The organism is Phreatobacter oligotrophus, assembly GCF_003046185.1.
Classification (GTDB): domain Bacteria; phylum Pseudomonadota; class Alphaproteobacteria; order Rhizobiales; family Phreatobacteraceae; genus Phreatobacter; species Phreatobacter oligotrophus.
In genome coordinates, this window is the sequence record NZ_PZZL01000007.1 from 65,608 (window position 1) to 83,379 (window position 17,772).

The window sequence follows — 17,772 nt, forward strand, 5'->3', positions numbered from 1 at the left end:
CCGGCATGACCGGGCTCCTGCCCTGGCTCGAATGGGCAGGAATCGCGGTCTTCGCGCTGACCGGAGCGCTGGTCGCGGCCCGCAAGCAAATGGACCCCTTCGGCTTCGCGCTGCTCGGCACCGTCACCGGCATCGGCGGCGGCACGCTGCGCGACGTGCTCCTCGGCATCCGCCCGGTCACCTGGATCATCGACCCGACGGCGGTGGTGATCTGCGCGGCCGTCGCGCTCGCCGCCTTCTTCACCGCCGACCTGTTCGAGCGGGAGGACCGGGCGCGGGCCATCCTCTGGGCCGACGCGGTCGGCCTTGCGCTGTTCACCGCCACCGGCGCCGCCCGGGCGCTGGATGCCGGCGCGCCGGCAATCTCCGCCGTTCTGCTCGGCGTCGTCACCGCCACCTTCGGCGGCATCATCCGCGACATACTCGCCGGCGACGTGCCGCTGGCCTTGCGGCGGGACGTCTATGTCACGGCCTCGCTGGCCGGCGCCCTGGCCTTCGTCGCGGTGAACCGCTGGGTCTCGCCGGAACTGGATGACCTCGCGGGTTTCACCACGACCTTCGTCATCCGGGCCCTGGCGATCCGGGGCAACTGGTCGCTGCCGACCTATGGCCGGCGGGACGGGTGATTAGGATTATTGTCCTTGACAGCGCGACGCTGGTCGGCTAGGGTTTCGGCAGGTTCGAGAGCTGCGCCTGTTGCCTGTTGAATGAAGTCGTGGATGCCCGGCACAAGCCCGGGCATGACGCGGAGAGGGCGGCGATAAGCCGGAAGCGGTCAGTCTCCTGAACCACCACCCGTCATGCCCGGGCTTGTCCCGGGCATCCACGACTTGCTTCAATCGCCGCGGTCACGGAGGCTCCGATGGAGCGGGCGCGCGGCGGCTGGGTCTACATCATCACCAATCGGCGCGACGGCGTCCTCTACACTGGCGTGACGAACGACATCGCGCGCCGCGGCCACGAGCACCGCACGGGTGCCTATGAGGGCTTCACCAAACACTACGGACTGAAGCTGCTGGTCTGGATGGAGCGCTACGATGACATCCGTGATGCCATCCAGCGGGAGCGCAGCATCAAGCGCTGGCCGCGCGCCTGGAAGGTGCGGCTGATCCACGAGAGCAATCCGGACTGGCGGGACCTCTACGACGATCTTGTCTGACACGGCTCCGGACCGGATCGCTCCAAAGTCGTGGATGCCCGGGACAAGCCCGGGCATGACGCGGAAAGGGCAGTTAAACGCCGGAAGCGGGCTGTCTCCGGAACCTCCATCCGTCATGCCCGGGCTTGTCCCGGGCATCCACGAATTCCTTGGGACGAGACGCGACGATGGGCGCCAAACCGCCCCCTCACCGCCCGGCGAGCAACTCGCGGATCTTCTCGACCAGCTCGCCGCGCTTGGCCGCGAACTGGGCGGGCCGGGCGGCGCGCCATTCGGCATTGTCGGTGATGGTCTTGGCAGCCTCGGCGCCGGCGACGAGGTCCTTGATCATCACCTCGCCGGCCTCGCGCTCGTTCGAGCCCTGGATGATCACGGCCGGGGCGTTGCGCCGGTCGGCATATTTCATCTGCGCCTTCATGCCCGACGAGCCGAGATACATTTCGGCGCGGATGCCGGCCGCGCGCAGCTCGGAGACCATCGCCTGATATTCCGCGATCTGGTCGCGGTCCATGACGAGGACGACGACGGGGCCGACCGGCTTCTCGGCGCCGAGCTTGCCGAGCGACTTCAGCGCCGCCGCGAGGCGCGACACGCCGATGGAGAAGCCGGTGGCCGGCACCTCCTCGCCGCGGAAGCGGGCGACCAGCCCGTCATAGCGCCCGCCGCCGGCGACCGAACCGAAGCGCACGACCTGGCCATCCTCGTTGGTGACGGGGAAGGTCAGTTCCACCTCGTAGACGGGGCCGGTGTAGTACTCGAGACCGCGGACGACGGAGGGATCGATGACGATGCGGGATCCGTAGCCGGCTGCATCGAACAGGGTCGCCATGTCGGCGAGTTCGCCGACGCCCTCCTCGCCACGGGCGATGCCGGCGACGACAGCGCGCAGATTGGCAATGGTCGCGGCGCCGTCCGAGCCCTTCGCGGCGGTGAAAGCCAGCACGCGGGCAATCGCCTGATCATCCAGCCCGGCGCCCTTGGTGAAGTCGCCGCTCTCGTCCTTGCGGCCCGCGCCGAGCAGCAGCTTCACGCCCTCGGGGCCGAACTTGTCGAGCTTATCGATGGCGCGCAGCACCGTCAGACGGCGGCCGGCATTCTCCTCGCCGCCGAGGCCGATGGCCTCCAGCACGCCGTCGAGAACCTTGCGGTTGTTGACCTTCACCACGTAGTCGCCGCGGGCGATGCCAAGCCGCTCCATCGTGTCGGCCGCCATCATGCAGATCTCGGCATCCGCCGCCGGCGAGGCGGAGCCCACCGTGTCGGCGTCGAACTGCATGAACTGGCGGAAGCGGCCCGGCCCCGGCTTCTCGTTGCGGAAGACATAGCCGGCGCGATAGCTGCGATAGGGCTTCGGCAGCGCGTCGAAGTGCTCGGCGACATAGCGGGCGAGCGGTGCGGTGAGGTCGTAGCGGAGCGACAGCCACTGTTCGTCGTCGTCCTGGAAGGAGAAGACGCCCTCGTTCGGCCGGTCCTGGTCGGGCAGGAACTTGCCGAGCGCATCGGTGAACTCGATGGCCGGCGTTTCCACCGCCTCGAAACCGTAGAGCTCATAGACCTTGCGGATCGTGTCCAGCATGGCGTTGACGCCGGCGATCTCGGCCGCGTCACGGTCGACGAAGCCGCGCGGCAGGCGGGCGAGCGCGCCGGGCTTCTTCTTCGGGGTCTCGGACATGGAACTCTTCCGGCAGGATGTGAGGCCGGTGTGCTAGCGCACCCTCAGGTCGATGTCGACCTGCCCGCGGTCGGCGTCGCGGCGTACGGCGGCGAAATAGACGACCTGGGTGGGCGGACGGGTGCCCGTGCGGGCCGTGAAGGCCGAGACCGGCCGCCGCGACAGGCCATAGGCGAGCCGGACCGCCGCACCCGCCGCGGCATTGGGGCCGGTGCGCTGGACGACGCGCTGGCCGTTGACCCAGAGCGCCAGGCGCCCGTCGGGCCCGGCCGACCAGAGCTGGTCGATGAGGATGTCGTGCCAGCGCTGCGCGAGGCTGGTCTCGGGGACGATCAGCCGATCCTCGCCGAGTGCCGGGCCGGTGGCGAAGAGCCCACCCGGCCGCCATTCGACGGCGAGCACGACCGTCTCGCCCTGCATCAGCCGGGCGAGCGTGACGGTGAGATCCGGGGTCGCCAGCGTGCCGCGCGGAATGAAGAGCGACAGGGCGGTGAAAACTGGCGCACCCGGCGCGAGGCCCGGCCCGCTCTCCTGAAGCTCCGCCCGCTCCGTGTCGGCGGGACATGGCGGCCCGCAATCCCCGGCGCGCAGCTCGATCCGTGTCGTGGGAAAGCCCGGCAGCCTGACCGGATGGGGCTGCAGCACCTCCATCGCCGGATGGGCGCCAGCCGCAACGGCCCGCGTGAAACCGGGGAAGTCCTGCGCCCCGGCCCCGCTGCTGGCGAGCAGCGCGAGGACGACAAGCGCTGCCCTCACCGGCGGACCGCGAAGGCCAGATCGAAGGCGGTCTGCTTGGCGCCGACCCGGTCGCGCACCGTCGTGCGCACGACATAGTCGCCGGGCTCGAGGCCGGAGAAGGAATAGGTCACGTAGAGAAAGAACTCGCGGTTCCGACGCCGGCTGGCCGTGGCGATGGTGTTGAAGGCCTGCTGCGCCACCAGCGACTGGCCATCCGCCCGTCGCAGCTCGAAATCGAGGACGATGTCGGTGCGGAAGATGTCACCCGAGCGCCGCCAGCCCTGGCCTGCCAGCTCGGCATAGACGAGCAGCGGCTGGCTCGCCTCGAAGCTGGTGGAATCGCGCGGGTTGAAGACGCCGTAGCCCTGCGGCTCCTCGGCCACGAAGGTGGCGCGGCGGATGGTGAGCGGCATCTTCTCGGAGACGGCGATGGCCGCCTCGTCCAGCGCGTCGAGGGCCTCGACCGAGCGGCCGGCGGATGCGGCCTCCTGCGCCCGGCGCGTCTCGGCGGAGATATCGGTGGGGGTGGGGCCAACCGGCGGCGGCGCCACGCGGTCCGGCGCCTGCTGTACCGGCGTCACCTGCTGCGTCTGCGCGGCAGCAGGGCCCGCGGCGAGGCAGCTGAAGAGGATCAGGGTGGCGAGCGGCAGGGGGGAACGCACCACAACGGGATTCATGGGGACGAGGCTCCTCCGGTCGAATCGGCGGTCAGGATATCACGGCCGCGACCGCTGCCGGCGGTGCCGGGCAGCGACCGAACGCCTCCAGGCTGAGGGGTGAAACCGCGCCCGGGGTGACAGGATTGTGTCCGCAGGGTGGCCGCCATGGGGCGGCTGGTCTTCCGAAACCGCAGGATGATCGCTATGTGCGGGTCTATCCGAGGCGGGGGCCGTCGTGCTTTTCTCCCGCCCCGCCTTCGCATCCGCATCAGGACCCCTGCATGGCTCGCGATACTGTCGACATGACGCCCATCGAATCCCGCGACGAACTCGTCGCCTGGATCGAGAAGGGCGTGAAGCCGAAGGACAGGTTCCGCGTCGGCACCGAGCACGAGAAGTTCGGCTTCTACCGGGATACCCACGCCCCGGTGCCCTATGAGGGCCCGCGCGGCATCGAGGCGCTGCTGAAGGGCATGGAAGGCCTGCTCGGCTGGGAGCCCATCGAGGACGACGGCAAGATCATCGGCCTCGCCGATGTCACCGGCGGCGGCGCCATCTCGCTGGAGCCGGGCGGCCAGTTCGAGCTGTCGGGCGCGCCGCTCGACACGATCCACCAGACCTGCGCCGAGGCGCACGCGCATTTCGCACAGGTCCGGGAAATCGCTGAGCCGCTCGGCATCGGCTTCCTCGGCCTCGGCATGAGCCCGAAATGGTCGCGCGCCGAGACGCCGATCATGCCGAAGTCGCGCTACCAGATCATGACCCGCTACATGCCGAAGGTCGGCACGCTCGGCCTCGACATGATGTACCGGACCTCGACGGTGCAGGCGAACCTCGACTTCTCGTCCGAGGCCGACATGGTCAAGAAGCTGCGGGTGTCGCTCGCCTGGCAGCCGGTGGCCACCGCCATCTTCGCCAATTCGCCCTTCACCGAAGGCAAGCTCAACGGCTACCTGTCCTTCCGCTCGGCGGTCTGGATGGACACCGACAACCAGCGCGCCGGCATGCTGCCCTTCGCCTTCGAGGATGGCATGGGATTCGAGCGCTATGTCGACTACGCCCTCGACGTGCCGATGTATTTCATCAAGCGCGGCGACACCTATGTCGACGTCGCCGGCTCCTCGTTCCGCGACCTGCTGGCGGGAAAGAACCCCGCCGCGCCCGGCGAGCGCGCCGTGCTCTCCGACTGGGTGAACCATGTCGGCACGATCTTCCCGGAGGTGCGGCTGAAGCGCTACCTGGAGATGCGCGGCGCCGATTCCGGCCCGCTGTCGCGCATCGTGGCGCTCCCGGCCCTCTTCGTCGGCCTGCTCTATGACGACGGCGTGCTGGATGCGGCCTACGACCTCGTCAAGGACTGGACGGCGGAGGAGCGGCAGAAGCTGCGCGACGACGTGCCGAAGCTCGGCTTCAAGGCGGAGATCCGCGGCATCACCGTGCACGAACTCGCCCGGCAGATGCTCACCCTCGCCCGGACGGGCCTGCGCCGCCGCGACCGGCTCGACATGAACGGCTGCGACGAGACGCGTTATCTCGACCCCATCCAGGCCATCGTCGACGAGGGCCGCACCGCGGCCGAGGCGCTGATCGAGAAATATCTCGGGCCGTGGCAGGGCCAGATCGACCGGGTGTTTGAAGAACAGGCCTATTGAGGCGACGGGCGGCGCGGCCGTTGGGGTGGGACGCGCCTGAGCCTCCGTCCGTCACGCCCGGCCTGCCTCTCTCGCACCTCTCGTCGTCATCCCCGGCCGGCCTCTCTCCCGAACCTCTCACCGTCATCCCCGGCCGAGCGCAGCGAGGGGAAGGGGATCCAGGGCGGCGGCGCTTAACCGGAGGGCGCTACCGCGATCCTTTGGACCAGAGGGTCTTAGCCTTGGCTCCTGGACCCCCTTCCCCTCGCTGCGCTCGGCCGGGGGTGACGGGTGGTGTTGTCACCACGGAGCACAAGAACCACCGACCGTCATGCCCGGCCTTGTGCCGGGCATCCACGAATTCTCTTCGAGGACCAGTGTTCAAGTCGTGGATGGCCGGGACAAGCCCGACCATGACGCGATGAGGGCGTGTTCCATCCGGCTGTCGGAGCCGCGCCGAACCGGCGTCACTCCGCCGCCTGGGCATGCTCCGTCAGGTTGTCGAGGCTCGACACGACGTGGTCGGCGAGCGCCTCGGCGAGCTGGGACATCTCGTGCGGATTGCGCAGCAGCGCGACGCTGACCGAGGGCAGCGCCGGGAAGCCGTCCGTCGGCTGCAACACCCGCATCCCCGGCCGCAGCGCCGATTCCGGCAGAACGGACACGGCGAGGCCTGCCATCACCGCAGCGCCGACCGCCGCCGCATTCCAGCTCGCATAGAGGATGCGATAGGCGCGGCCCGCCGCCTCCAGCCGCTCGGTCGCGGCGCGGCGCCAGTCGCAGGTCGGGCGCCCGACGGCGAGCGGGATGGGGTCGTCGCAATGGACGGAGGAGCGCGCCGAGCCGACCCACAGCAGCTGCTCGCGGCGGAAGACCAGCGCCGGGCCCTTCTGCGGCGTGTGGGTGATGATGGCGATGTCGAGCTCGTTCGACTGGATGCGCTCGGCAAGCATGGATGACGGCTCGCAGATGACCGTCACCTCCGCCCGCGGGTTGGAGCGCGAGAAGCGGGCGAGGATCTCAGGGAGGTAGCGGTCAGCATAATCGTCAGGCACGCCGAGGCGGACGCGGCCGGTGAGCTCGGCGGTCGCGAAGGCGGAGACGGCCTCCATGTTGAGCTTCACGATGCGGCGGGCATAGTCGAGCAGCCGCTCGCCATCCTCCGTGAGGCGCGAGGCGCGGCCGTCGCGCTCGAAGAGCGGCTTGCCGATGCGCTCCTCCAGCCGCTTCATCTGCATGGAGACGGCGGACTGCGTCTTGAAGACCACGTCGGCGGCGCGGGTGAAGCTGCCCGTGTCGGCTATGGCCATGAATGTGCGCAGCTGGTCGATATCAAGCAGGACGGCCACCGGTATCCCCCTCGGACGGTCGCATCATCAATTCTGATGACCTACATTAAAAACATTCGCTTCAATGATCAATCGGCCAATGGCATGATGCCTTCATCGGCACATGACCCCGCGGCCCGGGTGAGATCCCCGGCCGCTCGCACCCTCCGGTGCGGGCGTCGGGACAGGCGTGCCGCGTCCGAACCGTAGGAGAGACCCCCATGCCGATGTTCGCTGTCACGCTTTCTTCCGCCGTCCTGTCGGTGGTCGCCGTGGTCCGCAATCAGGCCAAGTCGCTCCGTACGTGGAACGAGGCGCGCCGCGGCTATGCCGAACTCTGCGAGATGGATGACCGCACCCTGTCCGATCTCGGCCTGACGCGCTCCGACCTGCGCGATGCCTCGGCCACGGGCTATTTCGGCGATCCGACCACGGCGCTCGCCGCCCGGGTTGCCGAGCGCGAAGGCCGGCGGCGCTTCGCCCGCGCCGTCACCGGCCCGTCACTGGTGCCGGATGTCGACGCCGCGCTGCCGCGCTCCGTGCCCTGCATGTGAGACTGACCTCCCATCCGTCCAGCGACCCGCCGTCCCCTCGCTCGCGTCGCTGGACCCCCTGGAGCCGTCGCGTGCCCCGCGGCGGCTCCTCTTTCTTCCAGGAGACCAGCCGTCGCGTGCCCCGCGGCGGCTCCTCTGTCTTTGCGGGAGGGCACTGCCTGTCTCGCCCTAGGCGAGAGCGGCCCGCTGGGCTAGACCGGCGCGCCCCCGAGCCGAGACCCGTGACCCTCGCATCCCTGACCGCCGCCCTTCCTGCCGACTGGAGCTTCTACGCCGTGGGCGCAGTGGCGACCTTTCTCATGGCCCTGGGCAAGGGCGCCTTCGGCGGCGGCCTCGCCCTCCTCGGGATCCCGCTGCTGGCGCTGGTGATGGATCCGATCCAGGCCGCCATCGTCACGGCGCTGCTGGTCGCCTTCATGGATTTCTTCGCGCTCGGCTCCTTCCCGCGCACCGCCTGGTCGAAGCCGGACCTCACCTGGATCATGCCGGGCTTCCTTGCCGGCCTCTTCCTCGGCTTCCTCACCTTCGAATGGGTCGACCGCCGCTGGGTGGCGCTTGTCATCGCGCTCATCACCCTCGCCTTCACGATCCACCATTTCGCCAGGCGCGGCGCGACGGCCGCGACAATTCCGGTCATGCCGGGCTTCGCCGCCCTCGCCGGCGCGGGTGCCGGCTTCACCACCTATGTCGCCCATGCCGGGGGGCCGCCCATGGCGCTCTACCTGCTGCGCCGCGGCCTCACCAAGACCGAGTTCGCCGCCACCACGGTGATCATCTTCACCATCGGCAACCTCGTGAAGCTGCCGGGCTACGTCTATTCGGGGCTCGACGAGCCCGCCGTCTTCGTCAAGGCGCTGGTCCTCGCCCCCATCGTACCCTTCGGCGTTCTGATCGGCCGCTGGCTCCATGACCGGCTGCCGCGCGAGCGCCTCTTCACCCTGTGCTACGTCCTCGTCGGGCTCGCCGGCACGAAACTCCTCGTCGACGCGCTTCGCGCCCTCTGGATCGCATGACCTTCGCCCAGCACCGCTATGCCCCCTTCCTCGTGGCGGGGCTCGGCATCTTCCTTCTCTCGGTCATGGACGCCATGATCAAGGGTGTGGCGACCGCCCACCCGACGGCGCAGATCGTGCTGATGCGCTACGCCTGCGGCATGCCCTGGGCCATCGCCTTCTTCCTGTGGACGCGCCCCTCCGCGCCGACCGCGCCGATGCTGCGCGCCCATCTGCTGCGCGGGGTGCTGGTCACCATCACCGCCTTCCTGTTCTTCTATGCCCTCGCCGTGCTGCCGCTGGCCGAGGCGATCACGCTGTCCTTCCTGTCGCCGCTGTTCCTGGCGCTGCTCGCCTCGCTGATCCTGAAGGAGGCGATCCAGCGCGCCGTACTCGTCGCCATCCTCGTCGGCTTCATCGGCATGGCGGTGATCGTCGCCGGCAAGGTCGGCGGTGGGGAATTCGACCTGGTCCGGGTCCTCGGCATCGCCGCTGCCGTGGCCTCGGCGCTGACCTATGCGGCGAACCTCGTGCTGCTGAGAAAGCGCGCGCAGACCGATCCCTTCGGCCTCATCATCCTGTTCCAGAACCTCTTTCCGCTGCTGATCATCGCGCCCTTCGCCTATGCGGTCTGGGAGGCGCCGGAGCTGAGGTCCTGGGTGATTTTCCTCGGCATCGGCGCTTTCGGCCTCGCCGGGCACCTCTGCATGGCCTGGGCTTTCAAGCACGCCAATGCCGGGCCGCTCGGCGTGCTGGAATATACCGCGCTCGTCTGGAGCGCGGGGCTCGGCTACCTCGTCTTCGCGGAAGTGCCGGCCTGGACCACCTTCGCGGGCGCGGCGCTCATCATCCTCGCCTGCCTCATGGCCATGCGGCGCTGAGGGCGCGCCGCCCCCACCGCGTCATGCCCGCCCCTGTGGCGGGCATCCACGACTTGAACTCCGCGCGATCAAGGGAAGTCGTGGATGCCCGGGACAAGCCCGGGCATGACGGAAGCGTCGTGCAGCGGCAGCGGCGACGTCTCAGCCCCCGGCCGGAACCCGCGCCTCGAAGATCATGCAGGTTTCGGTGCCGTGGGCGATGAGCCGTCCCTTGCCGTCGACGAGACGCGCTTCCGACGTCGCGATGCGGCTGCCGGCATGGATGACCGTGCCCTCGCAGCGCACGGGGCCCGTCTCGGGCATCAGGGCGCGGACATAGTTCACCTTCATCTCGACCGTCGTGTAGCCCTGCCCCGCCTTGATGAGCGTGTGGACGCAGCAGCCGAGCGCGGAATCGAGGATCGTCGCGGTCCAGCCGCCATGGACCGTGCCGAGCGGATTGAAGAAGGCCGCCGTCGGCGTGCCCTCGAACACCGCCCTCCCCGGCTCGACCTCGGTGAGGATGAAGCCCATCGACTGGGCGATGGGCGGCGCCGGGTGGCGCTGGTCCAGCATGGCGCGCAGGAAGTCGATCCCGTCGACGCTGGTGGCCTCGGCCGTGGGAACAACGCCGTAGCGGATGGACATCGGGGGCTCCTCTTTCGTGTATATGCACGATAGGAGGCACGCACTCAGCGGTCAACGCGCCGAAGGTCAGAGGGCCGGGCAGGCCACCCGGGAGGCAGGCTGGAAATCGGCGAGGAAGGCCGGGATGGCTGCGGCGGGCATCGGCTCGGCGACATGGTAGCCCTGGCCCTGGCTGCAGCCGAGCGCGGTGACCCAGGCGAGGTCTTCCGCCGTTTCGATCCCCTCGGCCGTCGTGACGAGGCCGAGGCTATGGGCAATGCCGACAATGGCCTCGACCACGGCGCGGCGACCATCATCGTCCGCCCGGCCGTGGACGAAGGACCGGTCGATCTTCAGCTTCTGGATCGGGAAGCGCGTGAGATAGCCGAGCGAGGAGAAGCCCGTGCCGAAATCATCGAGGGCCAGCCGCACGCCGAGGGCGTGAAGGTCGTTCAGGAAACGCTCGTTATTGCCATGCCGCGCCATGAACAGCGCCTCGGTGATCTCCAGTTCCAGCCGATGGGGGGCGAGATGGCTCTCCGCCAGGGCATGGGTCACATGGGCGAGCACCCCCGCCTGGCCGAACTGGGCCGGTGACAGGTTGACGGCGACGCCGAGATGGCGCGGCCAGTCCGCGGCGTCGCGACAGGCCTGCCGCAGCGCCCATCCGCCGATGGCGTCGATGAGGCCGCTCTCCTCCGCGATGGGAATGAACAGGCCCGGCGACAGCAGGCCGCGCTCGGGATGCTGCCAGCGCATCAGCGCCTCGAAGGCGATCACCCCGCCATGGTCGAGATCGACGATCGGCTGGTAGACGAGGCGCAATTCGCCATCGTCCAACGCCGTGCGCAGGTCTTCCTGCAGGCGGCGGCGCTCCTCGGCCTCCCGATGCATCGCATCGTCGAAGACCATCGACTTGCCGCGCCCCTGGTCCTTGGCGCGATAGAGGGCAAGATCGGCGTTGCGGATGAGGTCGTCGATCGTCTCCGTCGTGCCGAAGGCCAGGCCGACGCTGGTGCCGACCGTCAGCCGCGCCCCATCGATGGAGCGCGACCGGCTGACTGCGGCGATGACCGCGTCGGCGAGGGCGAAGACCGCCTGCCGGTCGGAAAAGCGGGTGACGATCAGGCCGAACTCGTCGCCGCCGACACGGCCGAAGACCACGTCGGGCCCGGCCAGTTGCGACAGGTCGTGGGAGACGGCGGTGAGCAGGGCGTCGCCGACGGGGTGGCCCAGCGTGTCGTTGATGCTCTTGAAATGGTCGAGGTCGAGGAAGCCGATGGCGAAGCCGCTGTCCTCGGCACGCGCCTGGGCGAGCTTGGCGGCGGCGAGATCGCGGAAATGGGTGCGGTTCGGCAGGCCGGTGAGCAGATCGGTCCTGGCCATCCACGCGACCTTGTCGCCGGCGAGCCGCCGGTCCGAGACATCGGACCCGACGCCGCGCCAGGACCCCGGCCGGCCGTCATCGGCGAGCACCGGCTTGGCCGTCAGGGACCACCAGCGCGGACCATCCGGCGTCTCGACCCGCACCTCCATGTCGCGGAAGGGCTCGGCGGCGGCCAGGCGCTGCGCCAGCGCCTCCCGGCCCTCGGGCGCCAGCAGATCCGCGATGCGGCGGCCGACAAGGGACTGCCCGGCAAGGCCCGCGGCCACGGCGAAACGCGGCGAATGGCTGGTGATGGCGAAGTCAGGACCGGTTTCGAACAGCCAGTCGGAGGCGTTTTCCTCGAAATCGTTGAGCAGGAGCTCGATGATCTCGCCGCGATCCTTGAGCCGCGCCTCGGCGACGAAGCGTTCGGCGAAGAGCCGCGAATAGCCCGACACGCTCTGAACGACGATGAGGGAATAGGCGACGATCAGCGCCACCAGCGCGCCGACGAAGCTGTTGTCGGATTGGAGGAGGCCGAGCACCGAGCCGAGGGTGAGGATGCCGACATAGACATGGGCGGCGGGCGCCACCGTCGACAGCGCAAACCCGCCGGCGCAGATCATGCCGGTCATCAGGCAGGCGATGACCAGCTGGTCCTCGATGGGCAGGCGGCCAAACCACAGGAGCGGCACCGCCGCCCAGAGCATGGCCAGCAGCGCGGCATGGACGGTGGCGTGGCGGATGGCGCGCGGCGAGGCGGTCGAGCGGGGTTGCCGGCCCCTCGTGCGCAGCCAGCCGAGGGTGGTGGCGGCTACCATGAGCACCACCGCAGCCGCCCAGCCGCCGACAAGGCCAATATGCGTGTCGCCGGTGACGACCCACAGCACCACGCCTGCATTGATGAGGTTGGCGAGCATGGTGAGCGGCGCGAAGCGCGTGACGGCGTGGATCTGCGCGGCCCGGACGCGGCCGGCGAGATCGGCGGTCGCAACCGCGTCCGCGGCGATCCGTCGCTCGGTCGTCTCAACGCTGGGGGCCGGCCTCACCATGACACCTCCGTCACCGTGTGCTGGTAGCGCCGCGAATCTAAATAAACTCGAACGATTTGAACGAAACGCGTCCCGGCAGGGCGAGGACGGCCGGGCCGAAGCCCGGGAGCCTTAACACCCCGCTACCGCTCAGAGCGGGCAGGTCTTAACGCTGCGGCGGATGGCACGGAGGCCCTCGCGGGTCCGGGTCCAGACCTCCTCGCCGACGGCCGCCTCCATCCGCCCATGGGCGGCCTCCCACAGCGGGACCGCGGCGGCGAGCAGCGCCCCGCCCGCCTCGGTCAGGGCCGGACGGACGGCGCGGCCCTGGCCGGAGGTCATGCCGACGAGGCCGGCCTGTTCGAGGCGCTTGAGGTTGCGCGTCATCGTGGTGCGGTCGAGGGCGAGAGCCTCGGACAGCGCGGTGACCGAGTTGCTGCTGGCCCCCGCAAGGCAGATGAGGATGTTGAACTGCGTCACCTCGAGCCCGAGCGGCGCGAGCGCCCGGTTATAGGCGCGCGTCACCGCATGGGCCGTCATCCGCGTCTGGTAGCAGATGCAGGAGCGACCGATGCGCTGCAGGGTCGCGGGATCGGGCAGCCCGCCGGCGGCGGGCGGCGCCGTTTCGGCCGAGGGGATGGTCGGTGACGTCATGGTGTCACGATCCGGTGCAATGGCGGGCGCGTCAAGGCGATATGGGGAGCCCGCCGCCGTTTACCATGCCGGCGCCAATTCTTGACTCTCTCCGGGCGGCCGATTATCTCCTGCGCCAGCCGTTAGCAGTCACTTCGGTTGAGTGCTAACAGCAACGGCCCCCGGGGTCGTATCGATTTCCAGCGGCCCAAGAGCCGCACTGCCAGGGACCTGATCCATGAAGTTCCGTCCGCTGCACGACCGCGTGGTCGTCCGTCGCCTCGAGAGCGAAGAGAAGACCAAGGGTGGCATCATCATCCCGGACACCGCCAAGGAGAAGCCGCAGGAGGGTGAAATCCTGGCGGTTGGCCCGGGCGGCCGCGACGAGGCCGGCAAGCTCGTCCCGCTCGACGTGAAGAAGGGCGACAAGGTGCTGTTCGGCAAGTGGTCCGGCACCGAGGTCAAGATCGACGGTGTCGACCTCCTCATCATGAAGGAGAGCGACATCATGGGCGTGATCGGCAAGTAAGCCGCACCGCTCCTCCGCCACCCCATTCCATCCATTCCGACAGGAGTAAGCCACAATGGCTGCCAAGGACGTGAAATTCGGCCAGGACGCGCGCGAGAAGATGCTGCGCGGCGTCGACATCCTCGCTGAGGCCGTGAAGGTCACGCTGGGCCCGAAGGGTCGCAACGTCGTCATCGAGAAGAGCTTCGGCGCCCCGCGCATCACCAAGGACGGCGTCACCGTCGCCAAGGAGATCGAGCTTGCCGACAAGTTCGAGAACATGGGCGCCCAGATGGTCCGTGAGGTCGCCTCCAAGACCAACGACCTCGGCGGCGACGGCACCACCACCGCCACCGTGCTCGCCCAGGCCATCGTGAAGGAAGGCGCCAAGTTCGTTGCCGCCGGCATGAACCCGATGGACCTGAAGCGTGGCGTCGACATCGCCGTGCTCGAGGTCGTGAAGGCCCTCGAGAAGTCGGCCAAGAAGGTGAAGTCCTCGGCCGAGGTTGCCCAGGTCGGCACCATCTCCGCCAACGGCGACGCTCTGATCGGCGAGATGATCGCCAACGCCATGCAGAAGGTCGGCAACGAGGGTGTCATCACCGTCGAGGAAGCCAAGTCGCTGGACACCGAGGTGGACATCGTCGAGGGCATGCAGTTCGACCGCGGCTACCTCTCGCCCTACTTCATCACCAACGCCGACAAGATGATCGCGGATCTCGAGGACGCCTACATCCTCATCCACGAGAAGAAGCTCGCCGGCCTCCAGGCGATGCTCCCGGTCCTCGAGGCCGTGGTGCAGACCGGCAAGCCGCTGATCATCGTCGCCGAGGACGTCGAGGGTGAGGCTCTCGCGACCCTCGTCGTCAACAAGCTGCGTGGCGGCCTCAAGGTTGCCGCCGTGAAGGCTCCGGGCTTCGGCGATCGCCGCAAGGCCATGCTGGAGGACATCGCCATCCTCACCGGTGGCCAGGTCATCTCCGAAGACCTCGGCATCAAGCTGGAGAACGTGACCCTCGCCATGCTCGGCCGCGCCAAGAAGGTGCTGATCGAGAAGGAGAAGACCACGGTCGTCGACGGCGCCGGCAAGAAGAAGGACATCGAGGCCCGCATCGGCCAGATCAAGGCGCAGATCGAGGAGACGACCTCGGACTACGACCGCGAGAAGCTCCAGGAGCGCCTGGCGAAGCTCGCCGGTGGCGTCGCCGTGATCAAGGTCGGCGGCTCGACCGAGGTCGAGGTGAAGGAGAAGAAGGACCGCGTTGATGACGCTCTCAACGCGACCCGCGCTGCCGTCCTCGAGGGCATCGTCCCCGGTGGTGGCATCGCCCTCCTGCGTGCCAAGGTCGCTGTCGCCAAGCTGAAGTCGGACAATGCCGACGTCCAGGCTGGCATCAACATCGTCCTGAAGGCCATCGAGGCTCCGATCCGCCAGATCGCCGAGAACGCCGGTGTCGAGGGCTCGATCGTTGTCGGCAAGGTGCTGGAGAGCAAGTCCGCCACCTTCGGCTTCAACGCCCAGACCGAAGAGTACGTGGACATGTTCGAGGCCGGCATCGTCGACCCGATGAAGGTCGTCCGCACCGCCCTGCAGAACGCCGCTTCGGTGTCCTCGCTGCTCATCACCACCGGTGCCATGATCGCCGAGACCCCGAAGAAGGACTCGCCCGCTCCGGCCATGCCGGGCGGTGGCATGGGCGGCATGGACTTCTGATCCAGCCACCAGGCTTCGTGACTACGGAAGGGGCGCCGCGAGGCGCCCCTTTTCGTTTGGCCCGCCCCATGCCTTCAAGTGGCGCGAGCCGGGCAAGCCCGGCGCGCGGGCGGCATGGACTTCTGATCCAGCCAACCAGTCTCAGTCACGGAAGGGGCGCCGCGAGGCGCCCCTTTTCGTTTATTCCGACCCTGACTCAGCGTCACCCAAGTGAACGCGCAAACCCTTTCCGTAACGAAACTGCACAAGTCCTGTGCCCGGAAGGCACAGATTCAGCGCCCCTGCGGCATCTCCTCCCCTTGACCTTCGGGGTACGTGATCCACTGTAGATCGCAGCGACAATGAGCCTGAACGGGCCTGCCCCCGTCGCCAGAGGAGACGTCCATGACAGAAGGAACAGCTTCGGCTCAGCCGAAGTCCGATCGCCGTCGCTTTCTTGCCCTCGCCGGCGCCACCGCCGCGGCCACCGTGGCCGCCCCGGCCGTGTCGAACGCGCAGACCATGACCCTGCGCTTCCAGTCGACCTGGCCGCAGCGCGACATCTTCCACGAATTCTGCAACGACTACGCCGCGCGCGTGAACGCCCTGTCCGGCGGCCGCCTGCGCCTTGAGGTGCTCGCCTCCGGCGCCGTCGTTCCCGCCTTCCAGCTGCAGGACGCCGTCCATGCCGGCATCCTCGACGGCGGCCACGGCGTCACCGCCTACTGGTTCGGCAAGAACAAGGCCTATTCGCTGTTCGGCACCCCGCCCGCCTATGGCTGGGACGCCCACAACTTCCTCGCCTGGATGAACTATGGCGGCGGCTACGACCTCTACAACGAGCTGCTGACCCAGATCACCCGCGTCAACGTCGTCGGCTTCCTCACCGGCCCGATGCCCTGCCAGCCGCTCGGCTGGTTCAAGCGCGAGCTGACCCAGGCCAGCGACCTGCGCGGCCTGAAGTACCGCACCGTGGGCCTTGCCGCCGACCTCTTCAACGAGCTCGGCTCCGCCGTCACCATCCTCGCCGGCGGTGAGATCGTCCCGGCGCTGGAGCGCGGCCTGATCGACGGCGCCGAGTTCAACAACCCGACCTCGGACTCGATCCTCGGCTTCCCGGACGTCTCTAAGACCTACATGCTGCAGAGCTATCACCAGTCGGCCGAGGCCTTCGAGGTGATCTTCAACAAGAGCAAGTTCGACGCGATGAGCGCCGAGCAGAAGGCGATCATCAAGTTCGCCGCCGAGTCCGCCTCCTCCGACATGTACTGGAAGGCGCTCGACCGCTACTCCAAGGACCTCGCCGCCCTGCGCGCCCGTGGCGTCAACGTCATCAAGACGCCGGACTCGATCCTCAAGGCGCAGCTCGAGGCCTGGGACAAGGTCGTCGCCCGCCTGTCGGCCGAGAACCCCTTCTTCAAGAAGGTCATCGACAGCCAGCGTGCCTGGGCCCAGCGCACCGTCGGCTACGAGCGGATCAACACGCCGTCGCGTGAGATGTCCTACACGCACTTCTTCGGCGGCTCCTGATCCCATCCGACACGGGAAGGCGGCGGTACCCCCGCCGCCTTCTCATGTTTCACGGCGGCTACGGCCGCCTTTGTCGTGACGTGCCTGGACATTTCACATGGCGCCAAATCCGCTGTTTCTCTCGCTGCTGCTCGGCGCCTATGCGTTGACCATCGCCGCCATCCTCGTGGTGATGTTCCGCCGCACGACCAAGGACCGCCTGATGGCGCTGCTCCTGTCGGTCGACGAGGTCTCGACCTTCATCGGCAAGGCCGGAGCCTGGGCCATCGTCGCCCTGACGTTGGCCATCTGCTACGAGGTCTTCGCCCGCTACATCCTGCAGTCGCCGACGAGTTGGGCCTTCGACGTGAGCTACATGCTCTACGGCGTGCTCTTCCTGCTGGCCGGCCCCTATGCGCTCGCCCGCAACGGCCATGTGCGCGGTGACTTCCTCTATCGCGAGTGGAAGCCGGTCACCCAGGCGCGGCTCGACCTCGTCCTCTATTTCGTCTTCTTCTTCCCCGGCATCCTCGCGATCTGCTACGCCGGCTTCACCTTCGCGAACTTCTCCTGGTTCATCTTCGAGCGCTCGGCGAACTCGCCGAACGGGCCTTACGTCTTCCCGTTCAAGTCGCTCATTCCGCTGGTCGGCGGGCTCATGGTGATCCAGGGCGCGTCGGAAGTGGTGCGCTGCGTGCTCTGCCTGCGCACCGGCGAGTGGCCGCAGCGCCTCCACGACGTGGAGGAAACCGAGAAGATCATTCTGGAACAGGCCGAGGCGGCCAAGGCAAAGGGAGCCGCCTGATGTTCGG

The 17,772-nt window shown here is 68.4% G+C and carries 17 protein-coding genes; 10 read left to right on the forward strand and 7 right to left on the reverse strand.

Features of this window, described 5'->3' with window-relative positions:
- Window positions 1-5: 5 nt before the first annotated feature.
- Window positions 6-626 carry a trimeric intracellular cation channel family protein gene (locus C8P69_RS15995; protein ID WP_108178437.1) on the forward strand — a complete coding sequence of 207 codons (621 nt, stop codon included), beginning with the start codon at window positions 6-8 and terminating at the stop codon, window positions 624-626.
- A gap of 236 nt (window positions 627-862) precedes the next feature.
- The gene (locus C8P69_RS16000; RefSeq protein ID WP_108178438.1) at window positions 863-1,159 is read left to right on the forward strand and encodes a GIY-YIG nuclease family protein; all 297 of its coding nucleotides are present in this window, start codon (window positions 863-865) and stop codon (window positions 1,157-1,159) included.
- A 187-nt stretch (window positions 1,160-1,346) separates the two neighbouring features.
- Here the strand turns inward: C8P69_RS16000 and hisS are convergent, their stop codons facing one another.
- From hisS to C8P69_RS16015, 3 genes are read right to left on the reverse strand one after another with little or no spacing between them, the layout of a single operon-like run.
- Complete coding sequence (hisS, locus tag C8P69_RS16005) at window positions 1,347-2,831, reverse strand: histidine--tRNA ligase (RefSeq protein ID WP_108178439.1); 1,485 nt, start codon at window positions 2,829-2,831, stop codon at window positions 1,347-1,349.
- A gap of 33 nt (window positions 2,832-2,864) precedes the next feature.
- Complete coding sequence (locus C8P69_RS16010; RefSeq protein WP_108178440.1) at window positions 2,865-3,587, reverse strand: polysaccharide lyase family protein; 723 nt, start codon at window positions 3,585-3,587, stop codon at window positions 2,865-2,867.
- Window positions 3,584-4,246, reverse strand: a complete 663-nt coding sequence (locus tag C8P69_RS16015; protein ID WP_108178441.1) for a hypothetical protein — start codon at window positions 4,244-4,246, stop codon at window positions 3,584-3,586. The genes C8P69_RS16010 and C8P69_RS16015 overlap by 4 nt, the downstream gene beginning before the upstream one ends.
- Window positions 4,247-4,509: 263 nt before the next feature.
- On the opposite strand from C8P69_RS16015, the gene C8P69_RS16020 reads away from it, so the two are divergent.
- Window positions 4,510-5,880 (forward strand): glutamate--cysteine ligase, encoded by a 1,371-nt coding sequence (locus tag C8P69_RS16020; RefSeq protein WP_108178442.1) that lies wholly within the window; start codon window positions 4,510-4,512, stop codon window positions 5,878-5,880.
- Window positions 5,881-6,326: 446 nt separating this feature from the next.
- On the opposite strand, the gene C8P69_RS16025 is transcribed toward C8P69_RS16020, so the two are convergent.
- On the reverse strand, window positions 6,327-7,208 hold the full coding sequence (locus tag C8P69_RS16025) for a LysR substrate-binding domain-containing protein (protein WP_108178443.1): 882 nt from the start codon (window positions 7,206-7,208) through the stop codon (window positions 6,327-6,329).
- Window positions 7,209-7,408: 200 nt separating this feature from the next.
- On the opposite strand from C8P69_RS16025, the gene C8P69_RS16030 reads away from it, so the two are divergent.
- The 3 genes from C8P69_RS16030 to C8P69_RS16040 all read left to right on the forward strand — a co-directional run bounded on the left by C8P69_RS16030 (window position 7,409) and on the right by C8P69_RS16040 (window position 9,614).
- Window positions 7,409-7,741, forward strand: coding sequence for a DUF1127 domain-containing protein (locus tag C8P69_RS16030; protein WP_108178444.1), 333 nt, complete (start codon window positions 7,409-7,411; stop codon window positions 7,739-7,741).
- 221 nt (window positions 7,742-7,962) lie between these two features.
- Window positions 7,963-8,754, forward strand: a complete 792-nt coding sequence (locus C8P69_RS16035; protein ID WP_108178445.1) for a sulfite exporter TauE/SafE family protein — start codon at window positions 7,963-7,965, stop codon at window positions 8,752-8,754.
- Window positions 8,751-9,614, forward strand: coding sequence for a DMT family transporter (locus C8P69_RS16040; RefSeq protein WP_108178446.1), 864 nt, complete (start codon window positions 8,751-8,753; stop codon window positions 9,612-9,614). The genes C8P69_RS16035 and C8P69_RS16040 overlap by 4 nt, the downstream gene beginning before the upstream one ends.
- 141 nt (window positions 9,615-9,755) lie before the next feature.
- On the opposite strand, the gene C8P69_RS16045 is transcribed toward C8P69_RS16040, so the two are convergent.
- The 3 genes from C8P69_RS16045 to C8P69_RS16055 form a co-directional block, all read right to left on the reverse strand.
- On the reverse strand, window positions 9,756-10,241 hold the full coding sequence (locus tag C8P69_RS16045) for a PaaI family thioesterase (protein ID WP_108178447.1): 486 nt from the start codon (window positions 10,239-10,241) through the stop codon (window positions 9,756-9,758).
- A gap of 66 nt (window positions 10,242-10,307) precedes the next feature.
- Window positions 10,308-12,638 carry a putative bifunctional diguanylate cyclase/phosphodiesterase gene (locus C8P69_RS16050; RefSeq protein ID WP_108178448.1) on the reverse strand — a complete coding sequence of 777 codons (2,331 nt, stop codon included), beginning with the start codon at window positions 12,636-12,638 and terminating at the stop codon, window positions 10,308-10,310.
- Between the two features lie 129 nt (window positions 12,639-12,767).
- Entirely contained in the window at window positions 12,768-13,271 is a 504-nt protein-coding gene (locus tag C8P69_RS16055) for a MarR family winged helix-turn-helix transcriptional regulator (protein ID WP_108178449.1), read from the reverse strand.
- Between the two features lie 217 nt (window positions 13,272-13,488).
- On the opposite strand from C8P69_RS16055, the gene groES reads away from it, so the two are divergent.
- The 4 genes from groES (at window position 13,489) to C8P69_RS16075 (ending at window position 17,765) form a co-directional block, all read left to right on the forward strand.
- Window positions 13,489-13,779 carry a co-chaperone GroES gene (gene groES, locus C8P69_RS16060; RefSeq protein WP_108178450.1) on the forward strand — a complete coding sequence of 97 codons (291 nt, stop codon included), beginning with the start codon at window positions 13,489-13,491 and terminating at the stop codon, window positions 13,777-13,779.
- A 55-nt stretch (window positions 13,780-13,834) separates the two neighbouring features.
- Window positions 13,835-15,472 (forward strand): chaperonin GroEL, encoded by a 1,638-nt coding sequence (gene groL, locus C8P69_RS16065; protein ID WP_108178451.1) that lies wholly within the window; start codon window positions 13,835-13,837, stop codon window positions 15,470-15,472.
- A 384-nt stretch (window positions 15,473-15,856) separates the two neighbouring features.
- Window positions 15,857-16,981 (forward strand): TRAP transporter substrate-binding protein, encoded by a 1,125-nt coding sequence (locus C8P69_RS16070; protein ID WP_108178452.1) that lies wholly within the window; start codon window positions 15,857-15,859, stop codon window positions 16,979-16,981.
- Window positions 16,982-17,078: 97 nt separating this feature from the next.
- Window positions 17,079-17,765, forward strand: a complete 687-nt coding sequence (locus C8P69_RS16075) for a TRAP transporter small permease subunit (RefSeq protein WP_342750204.1) — start codon at window positions 17,079-17,081, stop codon at window positions 17,763-17,765.
- Window positions 17,766-17,772: the final 7 nt, after the last annotated feature.